The organism is Nonomuraea sp. NPDC049400 (assembly GCF_044466425.1).
Classification (GTDB): domain Bacteria; phylum Actinomycetota; class Actinomycetes; order Streptosporangiales; family Streptosporangiaceae; genus Nonomuraea.
On the sequence record NZ_JBITMP010000057.1, the window covers coordinates 13,947 to 28,391 of the forward strand.

14 protein-coding genes are annotated in these 14,445 nt (G+C 71.6%); 10 read left to right on the forward strand and 4 right to left on the reverse strand.

Annotation, left to right across the window (positions count from 1 at the left end):
- The first annotated feature begins 103 nt into the window (after positions 1 to 103).
- Positions 104 to 754: a TenA family protein gene (locus ACIBVN_RS50175; RefSeq protein ID WP_397148201.1), complete on the forward strand. Its 651-nt coding sequence runs from the start codon at positions 104 to 106 to the stop codon at positions 752 to 754.
- Here ACIBVN_RS50175 and ACIBVN_RS50180 read toward each other — a convergent pair.
- The gene (locus tag ACIBVN_RS50180) at positions 751 to 1,329 is read right to left on the reverse strand and encodes an HAD family hydrolase (protein WP_397148203.1); all 579 of its coding nucleotides are present in this window, start codon (positions 1,327 to 1,329) and stop codon (positions 751 to 753) included. The two genes, ACIBVN_RS50175 and ACIBVN_RS50180, sit on opposite strands and share 4 nt — an antisense overlap.
- 108 nt (positions 1,330 to 1,437) lie before the next feature.
- Here ACIBVN_RS50180 and ACIBVN_RS50185 point away from each other — a divergent pair, with 108 nt between their 5' ends.
- A complete protein-coding gene (locus ACIBVN_RS50185) occupies positions 1,438 to 2,256 on the forward strand; it encodes a DUF4253 domain-containing protein (protein ID WP_397148205.1) in 819 nt (272 codons plus the stop codon).
- An 88-nt stretch (positions 2,257 to 2,344) separates the two neighbouring features.
- Here the strand turns inward: ACIBVN_RS50185 and ACIBVN_RS50190 are convergent, their stop codons facing one another.
- Both ACIBVN_RS50190 and ACIBVN_RS50195 read right to left on the reverse strand, forming a co-directional pair.
- Positions 2,345 to 3,178, reverse strand: coding sequence for an SAM-dependent methyltransferase (locus tag ACIBVN_RS50190; RefSeq protein ID WP_397148207.1), 834 nt, complete (start codon positions 3,176 to 3,178; stop codon positions 2,345 to 2,347).
- Between the two features lie 185 nt (positions 3,179 to 3,363).
- Positions 3,364 to 4,623 carry a Scr1 family TA system antitoxin-like transcriptional regulator gene (locus tag ACIBVN_RS50195; protein WP_397148209.1) on the reverse strand — a complete coding sequence of 420 codons (1,260 nt, stop codon included), beginning with the start codon at positions 4,621 to 4,623 and terminating at the stop codon, positions 3,364 to 3,366.
- A gap of 204 nt (positions 4,624 to 4,827) precedes the next feature.
- Here ACIBVN_RS50195 and ACIBVN_RS50200 point away from each other — a divergent pair, with 204 nt between their 5' ends.
- The 6 genes from ACIBVN_RS50200 (at position 4,828) to ACIBVN_RS50225 (ending at position 10,435) form a co-directional block, all read left to right on the forward strand.
- Positions 4,828 to 5,553, forward strand: coding sequence for a hypothetical protein (locus tag ACIBVN_RS50200; protein ID WP_397148211.1), 726 nt, complete (start codon positions 4,828 to 4,830; stop codon positions 5,551 to 5,553).
- Complete coding sequence (locus ACIBVN_RS50205) at positions 5,550 to 6,500, forward strand: hypothetical protein (protein WP_397148213.1); 951 nt, start codon at positions 5,550 to 5,552, stop codon at positions 6,498 to 6,500. The genes ACIBVN_RS50200 and ACIBVN_RS50205 overlap by 4 nt, the downstream gene beginning before the upstream one ends.
- Positions 6,487 to 6,696 (forward strand): hypothetical protein, encoded by a 210-nt coding sequence (locus ACIBVN_RS50210; protein ID WP_349457725.1) that lies wholly within the window; start codon positions 6,487 to 6,489, stop codon positions 6,694 to 6,696. Before ACIBVN_RS50205 ends, ACIBVN_RS50210 begins: the two co-directional genes overlap by 14 nt.
- A gap of 63 nt (positions 6,697 to 6,759) precedes the next feature.
- Positions 6,760 to 7,482: a hypothetical protein gene (locus tag ACIBVN_RS50215; protein ID WP_397148215.1), complete on the forward strand. Its 723-nt coding sequence runs from the start codon at positions 6,760 to 6,762 to the stop codon at positions 7,480 to 7,482.
- Positions 7,479 to 8,669 carry an FAD-dependent oxidoreductase gene (locus ACIBVN_RS50220; protein WP_397148217.1) on the forward strand — a complete coding sequence of 397 codons (1,191 nt, stop codon included), beginning with the start codon at positions 7,479 to 7,481 and terminating at the stop codon, positions 8,667 to 8,669. The genes ACIBVN_RS50215 and ACIBVN_RS50220 overlap by 4 nt, the downstream gene beginning before the upstream one ends.
- A gap of 44 nt (positions 8,670 to 8,713) precedes the next feature.
- Positions 8,714 to 10,435, forward strand: a complete 1,722-nt coding sequence (locus ACIBVN_RS50225; RefSeq protein ID WP_397148219.1) for an RNA polymerase sigma factor — start codon at positions 8,714 to 8,716, stop codon at positions 10,433 to 10,435.
- Positions 10,436 to 10,470: 35 nt separating this feature from the next.
- On the opposite strand, the gene ACIBVN_RS50230 is transcribed toward ACIBVN_RS50225, so the two are convergent.
- Positions 10,471 to 12,393, reverse strand: coding sequence for a Xaa-Pro dipeptidyl-peptidase (locus ACIBVN_RS50230; protein ID WP_397148221.1), 1,923 nt, complete (start codon positions 12,391 to 12,393; stop codon positions 10,471 to 10,473).
- A 74-nt stretch (positions 12,394 to 12,467) separates the two neighbouring features.
- Between ACIBVN_RS50230 and ACIBVN_RS50235 the strand changes: the two genes are divergently transcribed.
- Positions 12,468 to 13,496 carry an ADP-ribosylglycohydrolase family protein gene (locus ACIBVN_RS50235; RefSeq protein WP_397148223.1) on the forward strand — a complete coding sequence of 343 codons (1,029 nt, stop codon included), beginning with the start codon at positions 12,468 to 12,470 and terminating at the stop codon, positions 13,494 to 13,496.
- Positions 13,497 to 13,586: 90 nt separating this feature from the next.
- The gene (locus ACIBVN_RS50240) at positions 13,587 to 14,246 is read left to right on the forward strand and encodes a FadR/GntR family transcriptional regulator (protein WP_397148225.1); all 660 of its coding nucleotides are present in this window, start codon (positions 13,587 to 13,589) and stop codon (positions 14,244 to 14,246) included.
- Positions 14,247 to 14,445 lie beyond the last annotated feature (199 nt).

Here is a 14,445-nt window from a genome sequence, read left to right on the forward strand (position 1 = left end):
GGGCGGCGGTCACACAGGCGTTTCCGGCGCGGTCTGCGCGAGCCGCGCCGGAAACCACCCCGATCCGGAGGCGAGGGGGTCCTTCTTCGGTACGGTCAAGAGCGTGAGCGAAGGGACCTTCAGCGAGTGGCTCAGGCAGCAGTGCGAACCCGAGTGGACGGCCGTGGTGACACACCCGTTCGCCATGGCGATCACGACGGGCACGGCGGCCGACGAGGACATGCGGCGCTATTTGGAGCAGGACTTCCAGTTCGTGGACTCGTTCACGGCCCTGCTCGGGGCGGCCGTGGCGAGCGCCGACACGTTCGAGGCGCGGGTGCCGTACGGGAAGTTCCTCGGGCAGGTGGCCACCACCGAGGAGAAGACGTACTTCCACCGGGCGCTGGCCGAGCTGGGCGGGCGGACCGAGATGCCGCTGGAGCCCGTGACGGCGGCGTTCAGAGGGCTCATGGACGAGGTGCGGACGGCGCAGGACTACCTGCTGATCGCGGCCGTGCTGTGCGTGGCCGAGTGGTGCTACCTGGGGTGGGCGTCGCGGGCCGAGGAGCCGCTTCCTGAGAGCTTCGTGTACCGCGAGTGGATCGAGCTGCACGAGGGCGCGGAGTTCCGCGCCTGGGTGGCCTTCCTGCGCGGCGAGCTGGACCGCCTGGGCGCGGAGCTGGACGAGCGGCGCCGTGCGGAGGTGCTCGGCGTGTTCCGCCGCGCGGTCGAGCTGGAGCGGGCCTTCTTCGACATGGCCAGCCAGTCCGGCTAACCCAGGACGGCCGCCAGGTCCTGGTACGTCCGGTAGTGCACGCCCGTCATGCCGAGCGCCCTGGCCCCCTCCACGTTCTGCAGCCGGTCGTCCACGAACAGGCAGCGCTCGGGCGCGACCCCGGCGCGCTCCGCCGCGATCTCGTAGATCCGTCGATCGGGCTTGGCCACGCCCACCCTGGCGCTGCTGACCACGTCGTCCGCGAAGTGCGTGAGCCCCAGCAGGTCGAGCTGCTCCTCCAGCCGGTCCATGGCGTTGGTCACGATGACCACCGGCACGTGCTGCTGCGCCCTGGCCAGCAGCGCCCTGACCTCCTCGTCCACCCAGTAGCGCACCTGTGCGAACTCCTCGACGGCCTTGCGGGCCCGCTCGTCGCCGCCCAGCGCGGCCACGATGGACTCGAACCACTGCTCCTCGGTGACCTGGCCGAGCGTGGGAGGCATGATCAGCTCGGGGTCGAGGGCCGTCTTCATCAGCGGAAGGCCGTAGCGCGCCTCGATGTCGGCCTGGGCGGCGTGGTCGAAGTGGCGGAGGACTCCATCGAGGTCAGACAGAACCGCGTCAAAGGGGATCACAGCCCCTCATTGTGGCAGTGATCTGCTTTTCGCGCGCCACCAAAGGTGCCGGGGCGACCGGCGGCACTACCATCTCCGAGACAGGATTCGGTATCGGAACGGTAGGGCATGAACGATCACCGGCTGCCACTCGAGCTGGGCCGGCTGTTCGCCGACGGCGGCAGAGGGCGCAGGCTGCCCGCTGGGCTGCCGCCGGGGGAGGCGGTCTGGCCGGATCCCGGCTACACCGGGCAGGGCGAGGCGGCCAGGCCGGCGTTCTGGATGAGCGAGGAGGCGGCGACCGGCGAGGACTGGGTGCGGATGCGCGAGTGGCACCCGCACAGCGGCCTGTGGCCGGTGCTGCTGGACGAGTCGGCGCAGCCCTGGGGGGTCGGGCAGGTCGTGCCGGACGATCCACGCCAGATCGACCACTTCACCGCCGAGGGGTTCATGACCGAGGTGTGGGAGGAGTGGGTGACCCAGATGCCGCAGGGCGCGCTGGCCGAGCTGGAGCCGTACGGGGCGATCTGTCCCGGTCCCGCCCCGCCGGGCGTGCTCAAGGCCGATCCCGGGGCGGTCGCCGACTGGCTCGCGCGCGAGCTGGCCCCCAAGGGCATGCCGCTCGGTCTGGTCGCCGCCCCCAGGGGCGCCGACGCGCTGGCCGTGATGGGCTGGCAGGGCGCGCTGCACCACAACGAGTGGATGGTGCCCATGGCGGCCGTGGTGCGCAGCTGGGAGGACCGGTTCGGGGCGCGGGTGGTGAGCGTCGGGTTCAACACCCTGGACCTGAGCGTGGCCGCGCCACCTGTCGATCCTGAGCACGCGTTACAGGTGGCCGCGGAGCACTGGACGTTCTGCCCCGACAACATCGTCCAGGGGCCCGGCGATCTGGAGGGCTACGCCGAGCAGATCATCGGCGGACACGCCTGGTCCTTCTGGTGGGACTGACCCCACACCCGATCCTCCGCAGGGCCGCACCCCGCGGCGGTGACAGAGTGCCCGTCCCACCGTCAGGGGCACGGTCCCTTGAGGGGACTCATGGGATGCGCGCCACGGCGCCGTAACTTCCCGAGGAGCTCGGCTGATCGAGGCAGGCGGTGTCGAGACCGTTCGGCCGCCATTCCGGAACCCACACCAGCCCCGGATCCACCAGCACCAGACCCTCGAGCAACGCCGCAACCTCCTCTCTCGTACGAATCGCGTGACCGGGCAGCGTCATCGCCAGCAGGTTGTGAATGGCCGGCAGCAGCTCCGGTGGAATCGCGTCGAACGTGGTCTGCAGCAGCGACAGGTAGCTTCTTTCCGGCACCGCCTGCCGGATCCGCTTGATCACGTAGTGGAAGTACTCGTCGTCGTTCAGGCTGTGGGTCGACAGCAGCAGCACGGCCATGGGCCGGTCCCAGTCGAGGAACGTCTGCATGACCCGGTCATCGAGGATGTCGTCGATCTCGCGCACATCGCCCTCTACGACGCGTACGAGATCGGTGACGGGCTCGATGGTCGCCCGTGCTCCGGCCAGCACCATCGGGTCGTTCTCCACGTAGACCACACGAGGGACCACGACGCCCAGGGCGTCACGGGCGACGTCGTGCAACTGTCTGCCCGCCGGCAGGCCGCTGGGCACGCCACTCCCGACGATCACGAACTGGTCCACGCCTTCCGTCGCCAGGTGACGTACCACGCGGCATAAATATTGCAGCACGGCCCGCGCGGCCGTCGTCACGATGGGAGCGGCCTGGTCGTAGCGGCGCATCGCATCTCTGTCCGCTACGAAATTGTTCTTTCCACCCGCGGCGGCGTCGAGAACCCGGGTGATCCTTGCTTGGGTCATCTCCAGCTTCGCCAGGTTTCGGATGGCACGCTGACGCATTGAGTGTTGCCCCTTTCCCCTCGCCCACTATCTCGGGAAAAGCTGATCCTTTCGGACCCCACACTCGATGACCCAGAACATATGATCCTCGTTCAGGAGCAGATGACAACCGGAAAAGCCATCAGTTTTCGGTATATCTGGCTAACCTTCTAACGAGAATAACGATCACTCATTCGGGAAAGAGATCACTTTCCGAGTGAACGCGAAAGCCGCTCGCGATGGAAATTGAGGACCTCGAAGGTCTCCTCGCGCGTGGTCGTCGTCACCGACAGCTTCGTGAACGCCTGGTGGTAGGCCTCCACCGCGGCGGTGTCGGTGACGATCTCGTCGGACTCGATGCCGTGGGCGCACGCGATGTCCGGCTCGAACGCCTCGGCGAAGCGCCACAGCGTGAACGGGCCGGTGCGCGGCACGTAGGCGGGATCCTCCATCGGCACCACGTGCAGCGAGACGTTGGGGCGCTTGGCGTGGTCGAGGAGCTGCTCGATCTGGCGGAGCTGGACGTGCGGGCCGACGATCGAGCGCGTCAGCACACTCTCGTCGATCACCGCCCACACCACGATGCCGCCGTCGCGGGCCACGGCCTCCTGGCGGGCCAGCACGAGGGCGAGCGCCTCGTCGACCGTCTGCTGCCCGAGCGTCGCCGGCCCGGCAGCGGTGACGGCGGCCCTGGCGTACTCCTCGGTCTGCAGCAGCGACGGGACGAACTGGGGCTGGTAGGTGCGGATCACCGTGGCCCGCTGTTCGAGCGCGTACGCGGTGGCCAGCCAGACCGGCACCGACAGCGCGTCGTACCAGGCGGCCTCGCGCTCGCCCCTGGCCAGCGAGAGCACGTATTCGCGGATCGGCGGCGCGGCGACGCCGTAGAGGGTGAGCAGGCGCTCGACGGTGATGGGCGCCGGGGCGATCCTGCCCTCCTCGATGGCCGGGATCGCGGCGGCGCCCTTGCCGATCGCGGTCTCCACCTGCTGCGTCGAGAGGTCGGCGGCCAGGCGCAGGCCGTGCAGCCGCTTGCCGAGCGCCCGGCGCTGCGGCCCGCTCAGCGGCGCGGCCGCCTCGGGGATGTCGGAGGACGTGGACCCGGCCTCGTCGGGCAGGCCCTCGGCCTTGCGGGCGAGCTCGACGACGCCGCGCAGGACGGCCAGCGAGCTCTCGGAGAGCCCTGAGGCGCCCAGCCCGACGGCGGCCGCCCGCAACTGGAGGTCCTCGACGGCGCCGGACTCGACGTAGTCGTCGCCGACCAGCCAGCCGACGCTCACCTGCAGGCAGGAGGCCAGCGCCCTGAGCACCTGGAGCGTCGGGTTGGTCTGTTTGCCCGTGCGCAGCTGGCTGACGTAGGCGCGGGTGATGGGGATGCCCGCCTCCGTCAGGGCGGAGGCGACCTGGGCGCCGGTGAAGCCGCGCTTGGTCAGCGCGAGATCGAGCCGCTCGGCGAAGTTCGCCACGGCACACCTCCTACTGCCCGTGAACTTTTCCAGCGTAAGGGACGCGAGGCCCACTGTCCCCTGCCATGCGGGCCAGCTCTGCCCCGCGAGTAGGTATCAACTTATGCGCAAACTGTCAGTTGACATAGTCCCACTTATAAGCGGAGTATCGGAGGCGCTTGGTAACTGAGGCTTAACAGCCAGACGGGGAGGAGGTGACCGGACATGACCACGGACTCCTTGTTCTTGGAAGGTCCGGCCTCCACCGGCCAGGAGCAGGTGGTCCAGCGGATCTGCGGGCGCGTGGCAGGGCCGGTGGTGGGAGCCGGTGTGCACGTCGCGAGCCTGCCGCTGGGCGGCCTGGAGGTCTGGCTGGACAGCCCTCGTCACCGGTGGCGCTTCCACCACCGGATGGCCCGCGAGCTGCGGCTGGCCGGATGGCACACGGAGACGGGACCTGATCGGCTGCTGTTGCTCGGGTGGAGTGCGGTCTGCCTGAGTCACCGGGCCAGGATGCTGAGCGCGGCCCTGGCGGGACGGCTGGCCGACTTCGACAGGACGGCGTTCATGGCCGTCATGATCGCCACCCGGCTGCGTCACGCGGGGTTCCCGATCGAGGACCTGCCGGCCGAGGTGGAAGCTCGCTGCGGCGACGCGCTGCGCTGGCCCGCCCGGCTGGCCGATCTCGACGGCCTCGAACGCCGGTCGTCGCTGGAGCCGCTGAGGCTCAGGCTGGCCCAGGTGGCCGGGCTGGAGGCCAAGGTGAGCCGTCGCTGCGGCGAGCATCTCGCGCTCGCCTCGAAAGTCGCGCGCACGGTGGCCGGTGGTGCGGTGCCGGCCAGGGCGCGCGCTCGTTCGTCGACATCGTCCTCACCAGGGGTTGGGCTGACGGAGCGCATGGTCTGCGTCAGCGTGCCCAACGTGGCCGGAAGGGCACCGGTGTCGTCATGATGATCCCCGCCTCGCTCGCGCTGCCGCCCGGCGCGCCGCCCACCGGCCGCAGGCCCTGGGGCGTCGTGCTCTGGTGCGCGTGCGATGGAGCGGGAATGCCGGCGTCGCCATCAGGCGGCGGGCGGCTGCCGGCCGAGTACGGCCGGCCCGCCCCCTCGATGGCGGCGCGTCTGCCGCTGGCCCCGGCGCTTCCCCGTCCCCCCGGCACCGTGCGGCACGTGCCCGACTTGTTCGGCTCGGTGTTGTCGGCCAGCGCGGTAGCGGCTGGCGTGCTGGCCGACTCGAGGGGTAGCGCCTGGGGCTGGCTTTCTCAGCGTCCGCCGGGCCGTACGGCCGTGCTCGCGGTGCTGCTCGCGGGGCCGATCCCGGCCTCGTGGCGGCGTCACGCGAGCGCGATCGATCCGCGGCTCCGGCGGCGACGCGGTTTCCCATCGGCGGCGGGCGCAACCTGCCTGTCCGGCACGGCCTGGTCCGCCGTGCTCGCCGTGGGACCGCCTGATGTGGAGACGGCCGGGCTGCTGACAGCCATGATCGCGGCGATTCCGGCGGCCGTGGTGGCCGCCCGCCGCGTCGGGCTCGTCGGGGCCGGCCACGGCGGAGGCGTCGCTCCGGGCGGAGGAGCGATGCTGGGTGGGGCGATCGGCGTGGTGGGCGCCATGGTGCTGATCGACCGGCCGTTCTTGAAGGTGCCCGGGTCCGGGCGTGCCTCCGTCCTGGTGGCCGTTCTCCTGGCCGCCGTCTTGCTCGCCGCCACGGCGCTGGTGCGGGTCGCCGGGGCGTCGGGCCGTGAGACCGAACCTCGATCTCAACGCGCGGCGGAAGAGGGGCCGGCGATGCCACGCCGGCTCCTCGCCGAGCCGCGCGGCCGTTCCACCGCCCAGGAGCGATGGCCAGAAGCGATGGGTGGTCAACCCGCGACGAACAGGAGCGATCATGCTCACCGATGAGCTGCGCAGGTCTCAACCACATGAGTTCCACGCGCGCGGGGCGCGGCACGCGCCGCCACCGTCCTGGGGCGAGGACCAGGGCGACCCCCCGCCGGCGGAACCGGCGCGCACCGTGCACCGGCTGCGCCGCATCCGGCAGGTGTCCGTGCAGGCCATCACCGATATCGACCAGGCACTGCGGCACCGCGCTTCCTGAACCCTCAGCCTTCCCGCACAGGAGGAGAACCCATATGCGCACCGTCCTCGCCCGGAGTATGCAGTGAGCCGCGGGAGGGTGGGCGTGATCGTGGCGCCCGCGAACCCCTCGGCGGAGCCCGAGCTGACCCGCCTGCTCGGGTCGCGCGCCGACATGCACGTCACGCGCCTCCCCGTACGGCCGGGGTCCCTGGCCGAACGGCTGGAGAGCTACAACGAGGCCCTGCCCTCCATGGTCTACGCCTTCGACGGCCTGCCGCTGAGCGCGATGGTCATGGCCTGCAGCGAGCCCCGCTACCTGCTCGGCCCCGACGAGGACCGTGAGCAGTGCGCCGAGCTGACGGCCGCGACCGGGGTGCCGTTCGCCACGGCCACGCAGGCCACGCGCGAGGCGATGGAGCACGCCGAGGTGGGCGACATCGTGCTGGTCTCGCCGTACCAGCCGTGGCTGACGGAGCTGGCCGAGCGGTTCTGGAAGACGGCCGGGCTCAACGTCACCCAGGTCGTCCAGGTACGCGCGAAGAACGGCTACTCCTCGTACGCGGTCACCCCGACCGAGCTGATCAGCCAGGTCGAGCTGGCGGAGCTGCCCGGGGACGCGGTGCTGCTGTTCACCGGCACCGGCATGGCCACGCTGCCCGTGCTCGGGCCGCTCAGCGCCGGCAACGACCGCGTCCTGCTGACCTCCAACCTCTGCACTGCCTGGTGGGCGCTGTCCAGGTCCATCGGGCAACACGTGACGTTCGGCCGCTTGCCGCACCGCCGCTACATGGGAGGCGCGGCATGAACGGCGTCATCGTGGTGGGAGCGGGGCCCGCGGGGCTGACCGCGGCGCTCTCCCTGGCCAGGGCCGGGATCCCGGTCACCGTGCTGGAACGCGGGAGCGAGCTCAGCAAGCAGACCAGGGCCTGCACGTTCCACCCGGCCACGCTCGACCTGCTCGACGACCTCGGCGTGGCCTCCCAGCTCGTCGCCAAGGGCCGCGTCGTTGACCGCGTGCAGTGGCGCGACCGGTCCGGGATCGTGCTGGCCGAGATGGGCATGAACCGGCTCAACGGCCTGACCAGGCATCCGTTCAGGATCCACGCCGACCAGGCCTCGCTGACCCCGCTGCTGCTCGCCGCCCTGAGTGCCTACCCGGACGTGGACGTGCGATTCGGCACCCGCGTGGACGGAGTGGCGGAAGGCGGCACAGGGATCCGGGTCCGCGTCGGCCACACCTGGACGCGGGCCCGGTACATGATCGCCGCCGACGGCGCGCACAGCACGGTGCGCGGCTCGCTGGGGCTGCCGTTCCCCAGGTCCGCCTATCCGACACAGGCACTGCGGGTGTTCACCGACTCGCCGCTGGACCGGCTGCTGCCGAGCCTGGCGCCGCTGACGTACGTGCGGGACGTGCAGCAGTCGTGCACCCTGCTCGGGCTGCCGGACCACTGGCGGATCATCTTCAAGATCCCCTGTGACACGCACGAGCCGCTGTCGCCGCCCAACCTGTCCCTGCTGGTCCGCCGGGCCCTGCCGGGGGCGAGCGGGCCGATCCACGTGACGGGCGCCGACCGGTTCGGGCTGTCCAGGGGCGTGCTGACGTCGTACCGGTGCGGCCGGGTGCTGTTCGTGGGCGACGCCGCGCACCTGACCTCCACGGTCGGCGGGCTCAACATGAACGCGGGCATCCACGACGCCGCCGAGGTGGGCCAGGTGATCGCGGCCGTGATCGGCGGCTTCGCCCCGCCTGCCGCGCTGGAGGCGTGGGCCTGGCGGCGGCGCTCGGTGCTGCTGCAACGGGTGGTCCCGCGCGGTGAGACCCGGCTCGCGGGCGTGCGCGAGCACGACAGCGCCAGGCTGGCGGCGGCCATGGCCGGGCTGCGGGCCATCGCCGGCGACCCGGACGCGACGCGCGCCTACCTGGCTCAGGCCTCGCTCCTGGACACCGTGCCGAGGAAGCTCCTGGACACCGTGCCGGGGAAGAGGTGACGACCCCCGTATCCGCGTACTGACTGGAGGAGGTGTGATGCCGGATGTGGCGAACCCTGTCTGACGACGCTCGCCAGGCCATTCGCGAGCTGTGCGACAAGCACGGAGCCCGCCTCTACGACTACTGCCGCACAGAGCTCGCCGCGGGCGACGCCGAGCAGGCGGTGGCCGGCGCGGCGCTGACGGCGCACCTGTACGCGGACCGCGTGGTCGACCCGGCCCTGCGCCGGCCCTGGCTGTACGCGGTGGCCCGCGCGCACCGGGCGGTCGTGGCCAAGCCCGCCAGCATCGGCTCCTGGTCGCGCCCCGGCCGCATGTCGGAGCTGCTGCCCGAGGCGCTGCTCTCCCTGGACCGCCCGCAGCGCGAGCTGCTCGACCTGTCTCTGCGGCACGGCCTGGCCGACACGGAGCTCGCCGTGATCTTCGAGCTCCGCCAGGACGAAGTGCGGGCCATCGTCACCCGGGCGGCCGCCTCCCTGGAGGAGTGGTTCGCCGCGATCATCGCCGCGCGCGGCCACGACGGGTGCCCCGACCTGACGGCGCGGGTGTCGGATTGGGTCGCCGCGCCCGGCCGGCGGGCCAGGGCCAGGATCGGCCGTCACATCCAGTCCTGCGCGACCTGCCGGGCCGCGCCCAGGACCGTGTCGGCGGCGGCGCTGCTGCGCCGCCTGCCGATCACCACATTGCCCGGCACGCTTCCCAACCGGCTGGCGTTGGCGCAGCCGTTGCCCGGCGAGGGGCCTCTTTGGCGGGCGGACGGCTTCCCTGTGCAGGCCCGCACACTGGTGGAGACCGGCCCTTCCCCGGCTCCCCCGGTCGCCGACGCCATGCCGCAAGTCCCGGTCGCCGGCCCCACGACGGCGACATCGGGAAAGCCCTGGTCGGCGGCGGGCGCGGCTGCCGCCGACCAGGAGCCTCCCGCGGCCCCGGCCGTGCGCGGGCGGCATCCGTTCACGCCGCCGAGCCGCACGCGGGCCTTCCGCGGCGGAGCGTACGGCGACAAGCTCGTCTACAGCGCCGCCGTCAAGGGCTCGAGCAACGGCGTCCACAGCCAGGGGGCCATCATCCGGTACGGCGGGATCACCATGACCGGTGATCTGGTCGAGCTGCGGGACGGGCAGGTGCAGGAGTTCTGGCGGGAACGGCCGGACGACGACGATCCTGAGGCCGGGCCGCCGATCAGGGCCGTGGCCAGACTCGGGCTGGTCGTGGGCGTAGGCCTGCTGGTGGCGGGGCTGGTCTGGGCCGTCGTGAACGCCCAGCGGCATCCCGCCACGCTCACCAAGGCCGCCGCGCAGACGGGCGTGCTGCAGGAGCCGCCCTCGGGGTACGTGGCCGAGGTCGCGCCGGTCGCCGGCTCCGGCCTGACGAGCATGGCGCGGAAGGCCACGCTGCCGAGGCCCGCGCCGCCGGTGGCCAGGCTCACGCCGTCGTCGGTGTCGCTGGGCTCCGGGCGTACCGGCACGTTCGCGCTGTCGTGCACGGGAAGCTGCGAGATCACCTCGGCCACCGGCACGGACGGCATCACCGTCTCCGGAACCACCTTCAAGGTGCGCGCGCCGCTCTCGCGGCACGGCTGCTCGCCGAGCGTGGAGCGAGGCAAGATCACCGTACGGTGGGCCGGCAGGACCACGGGCGACGGCAAGGACACCGGCGGCACCACCGCCGGGCGCGGCGCCCTGACCATGAGCGTGACGTGGACGGTCGCCGGGAAGGGCGGCGTGCGGATGCTCGACAGGGAACGCGGGGTCGTCTACTGCCGGTGAGGGCCCCGGGCTCCCGCCCGAGGCCCGTAAGGCCGCTAGAAGAACGAGAACTCCGGCTCGGGCTGCGGCAGCTCGACCCGGTCGGGACCGCGGAACGTGGCCGCGTCCTTCGGCACGTCGGCCAGCGGCGTGCCCAGGACGAACGGGACGGCGACGCTGGACCCGGCCAGGTCGAGGGTCACGTTCGCACCGGTGCCGGCCTCCTCGCTGTAGGTCGAGTCGGTGCCCGCCACCACGAGACCGATCCTGTGGCCCTTCTTGAAGGTGTAGTCCTGCGGCAGCGTCAGCCACTTGACCGTGCCGTACGTGCCCGGCGGCAGCGGCGTGGGCTGGCTGAGCGAGCCGCGGTTCTGGACGTCGATCCAGCCGCGGGCGACGATCTCGAGCGGGCGGGTGGCCACGTTCGTGACGACCTTCTTGTAGCAGGCGTCGTCGATCGCGGTGCTCTCGCCGTGGCAGTCCTCCTCGGCGAGCGTGGTGATGCCCTGGCCGCGGCGCCAGTCGACGCGGGTGTCCTCGCCGAAGTCGACGAGCAGGGCGGTGAGGTTGGCGGTGGTCTTGTCCAGCTTGACCCGCAGTTCGGCGGTGGGCGTGCCGGACAGGCGCAGGTTGAGCGGGAGCTCGCCCGTGGTGAACGCCACCCGTCCAGGGTTCGCCGTGCCGACGTCGGCCACCATGTCGGACTCGCTCATGGCGACGTCGGTGAAGGACGCGGTGCTGTCCTTGGCGGCCGGCTTCAGCCCGAGCGAGCCGTCGGCGGCCGGGCGCAGCGACGCCTTGAGCGCGTACGGCGCCGGCCAGTCGCGCTGCGTGATCCAGCGCGCCGGGCCGATCTCGACGTCGGCGCGGGGGTCGTTCATGATCCCGTTGTGTACGCCGTGCAGCCAGTGGTCGAACCACCGGTGCAGCGTGTCCACCCAGAGCGCCCTGCGGCCCTCGAAGTCGAACGGGTCCACGTGCTGGGTCTGGCCGACCCAGATCTTGCGCGGCACGTTCCTGGCGGCCAGGGCCTGCCACCAGGCCGAGAAGTTGTCGGGCTTGACGTTGAGGTCGTTGACCGTGTGCACGACGAAGACGCTGGCCTTGACCTTGGAGGCGTCGCCGAGCAGGCCCTTGATGTAGTCGCGCTCGGCCCAGAACGGGTTGTAGTCGCCCGTGTCGTCGCCGTCCTCGGCGTCCATCTTGTCGCGTACCGGCTGGCACTTGGGCTCAGGGTCGGTGTCGACGTAGTTGGCCAGCCAGGAGGCGTAGTCGTAGTTGTAGATGACGCCGTTGGAGCGCTGGTACTTGTACCAGGAACTGATCGCCGAGATGGGGACGATGGTCTTCAGGCCGTCGACTCCGGTGGCGGCGACGGCGTTGGCCAGGGTGCCGTCGTACGACTTGCCGATCATGGCGGCCTTGCCGGTCGTCCAGTCGGCCACCGCCGGGGTGCCGTCCGCCTTGACCGCCTTGGCGCGGCCGTTCAGCCAGTCGATGACGGCCTTGCCGCCCAGCACGTCCGCCTTGCCGCCGATGTCCGGGCAGCCCTCTGACCTGGTGGTGCCGAGCATGTCGACGTTGAGGACGGCGTAGCCGCGGGGCACGAAGTAGTTGTCGTAGAAGAGCGGGAACTTGGCGACATTTCCGGCAGAGTCATAAATTTTGCGCTCTGACTCGTTTCCGCGGCCCGAGTTGTCGTAGTACGGGCTCTCATCGATGATCACCGGCACCCTGAGCCCCGGGCCGGACTCCTTGGGCCTGATGATGTCCACCCGTACCTTGTCGAGCTTGCCGTCCAGGTCGCTGTCGACGGTCGACTCGACGTACACGTGCTCGCGGACGGCGTCCGCGTAGGAGAAGACCGGCTGCGTACGGCCGTTCTCGACGGTGATCGTGGGTCCGGCTGCCGCCTGGGCAGGGGTCGCGATCGCCAGAGTGAAGGCGACGGCGAGGAGGGCCGGTCGTAATTGTGGCACGCGTGACCTCCGGGACATTTGGCTAAATACACCGCAATCTCTCAGACCGCCTGGGACCTGACAAGATTTCTCGTATGGACGTAGTGGATCGAGTCCGGGGCTGCCTCCTCGGCGGCGCCATCGGCGACGCGCTGGGGGCGCCGATCGAGTTTCAGTCGCTGCGGGAGATCCGCAGGGATCACGGGGCGGAGGGCATCACCGGATATGTCACGACATGGCGCGGCCAATCCGGCCTCATCACCGACGACACCCAGATGACCCTCTTCACGGTGGAAGGCCTCCTCCGCGCCCGCGCCTCGGAGGTTGGCGACGCGCCCGGCCACCTGGTGGTGGCGGCGGTGCGGCAGGCGTACCTGCGCTGGCTCGACACCCAGGACCACCGCACTCCCCCGCCCGCGGGCCGCCCGCACCGCACCGGGCGGCTGCGCGAGGAGGGCTGGCTGTACTCGCGGCGAGCCCCGGGCAACGCCTGCCTGTCAGGCCTCCACAAGCCGTTCCCCGGCCCGTCCCCGCTGGGCGAGCCCGGTCCGGTGAACCCGGGCTCGAAGGGCTGCGGCACCGTGATGCGCTCGGCCCCCTTCGGCCTGATCGCGTGGCACGACCCTCGGGAGGCGTTCGCGGTGTCGGCGGCGTGCGCGCAGATCACGCACGGGCACCCGACCGGCTACCTGGCCGCGGGGGCGTTCGCGGCGATCATCGCGCACCTCATGGCGGACGAGTCCCTCGAGACGGCCGTCCGCGGCGCCCTGGACCTGCTGGCCACGTACCCGGCGCACGAGGAGACCAGCGCGGCCCTGCGTGCGGCCGTGGGACTGGCCGGCGCGGGCGGCGGGCACTCGCCGGAACGGGTCGAGTCGCTGGGCGGCGCATGGGTGGCCGAGGAGGCGCTGGCCATCGGCGTGTACTGCGCCCTGGCCGAGCCCTCCGTGGAACGCGCGCTCCTGCTGTCGGTCAACCATTCGGGAGACAGCGACTCCACCGGCTCGGTGTGCGGCAACCTGCTCGGCGCCCGCCACGGCGTCGCCGCACTGCCGAGCGCCTGGCTACGGCCGCTGGAGGGCCGCGACACGATCGAACGCCTCGCCGCGGAGCTGGCCGGGTAACCAAGATCACATTGTTACGCGGCCCGGTCCGCGCCGAGCCGCCGGTCGGCGTCTAGGCTGGATCTTCTCCAGCCGATGAGGGGAAGGCGCATGCGAAACGTCGCTCGGACCTCGCTCGTGGACGCCGCCATCGACGAGCTCCGCAGGGAGATCGCGCGCGGGGTGTGGCCGGTCGGCACCAAGATCCCTTCCGAGAGCCAGCTCGCGCAGAGCCTCGGCATGAGCAGGCTGTCCGTACGCGAGGCGGTCCGCGTCCTGGCCCACGCCGGGCTCCTGCACACCCGCCAGGGCGACGGCACGTACGTGACCGCCACCGACGAGTCCAAGGTCGCCCTGAGGCGGCGGCTCGACACGGCGGCGGCCATGGACATCATCGACGTGCGCCGCGGCCTCGACCTGGTCGCGGCCCGGCTCGCCGCGGGCAGGCGCACGGAGGAGGACCTGACCGCGATGCGCGAGGCGCTGGCCCGCAGGGACGCGGCCGCCCGGGTCGGCGACCTCGACGGGTTCGCGGACGCGGACGTGGCCTTCCACGTGCTGGTGGCGGACGCGGCCCGCAACCCGCTGCTCGCCGACCTCTACCGCAGCATGAGCGACGCCCTGCGCGACAGCGTCAGACCCCAGGAGCAGACCGCGCTCGGCCCGGACACCTCCCACGACGATCTGCTGCGCGCCATCGAGGACGGCGACGCGGCCCGAGCGGTCGCCGTGTCGGTCGCCATCCTCGACCGGCAAGAACGCGACCTCTAGATCGGTCGGCCCGGAGTGCCACGAGTCCCGGCACAGCGCACAACGCCCTCGCCGCCCGGTCGGCCGGCCGATGTGGAAAGCCGGGGTGCGCCGCGACGCTGTGCCGCTCAGCAAGGCGGCGTCGCAGGCGCACCCCGGCTCTACCCAAGCCCCGCTCGGCGGCCTCATGGTGCGGGGCACCGGCAGCCATCTGCCCTTG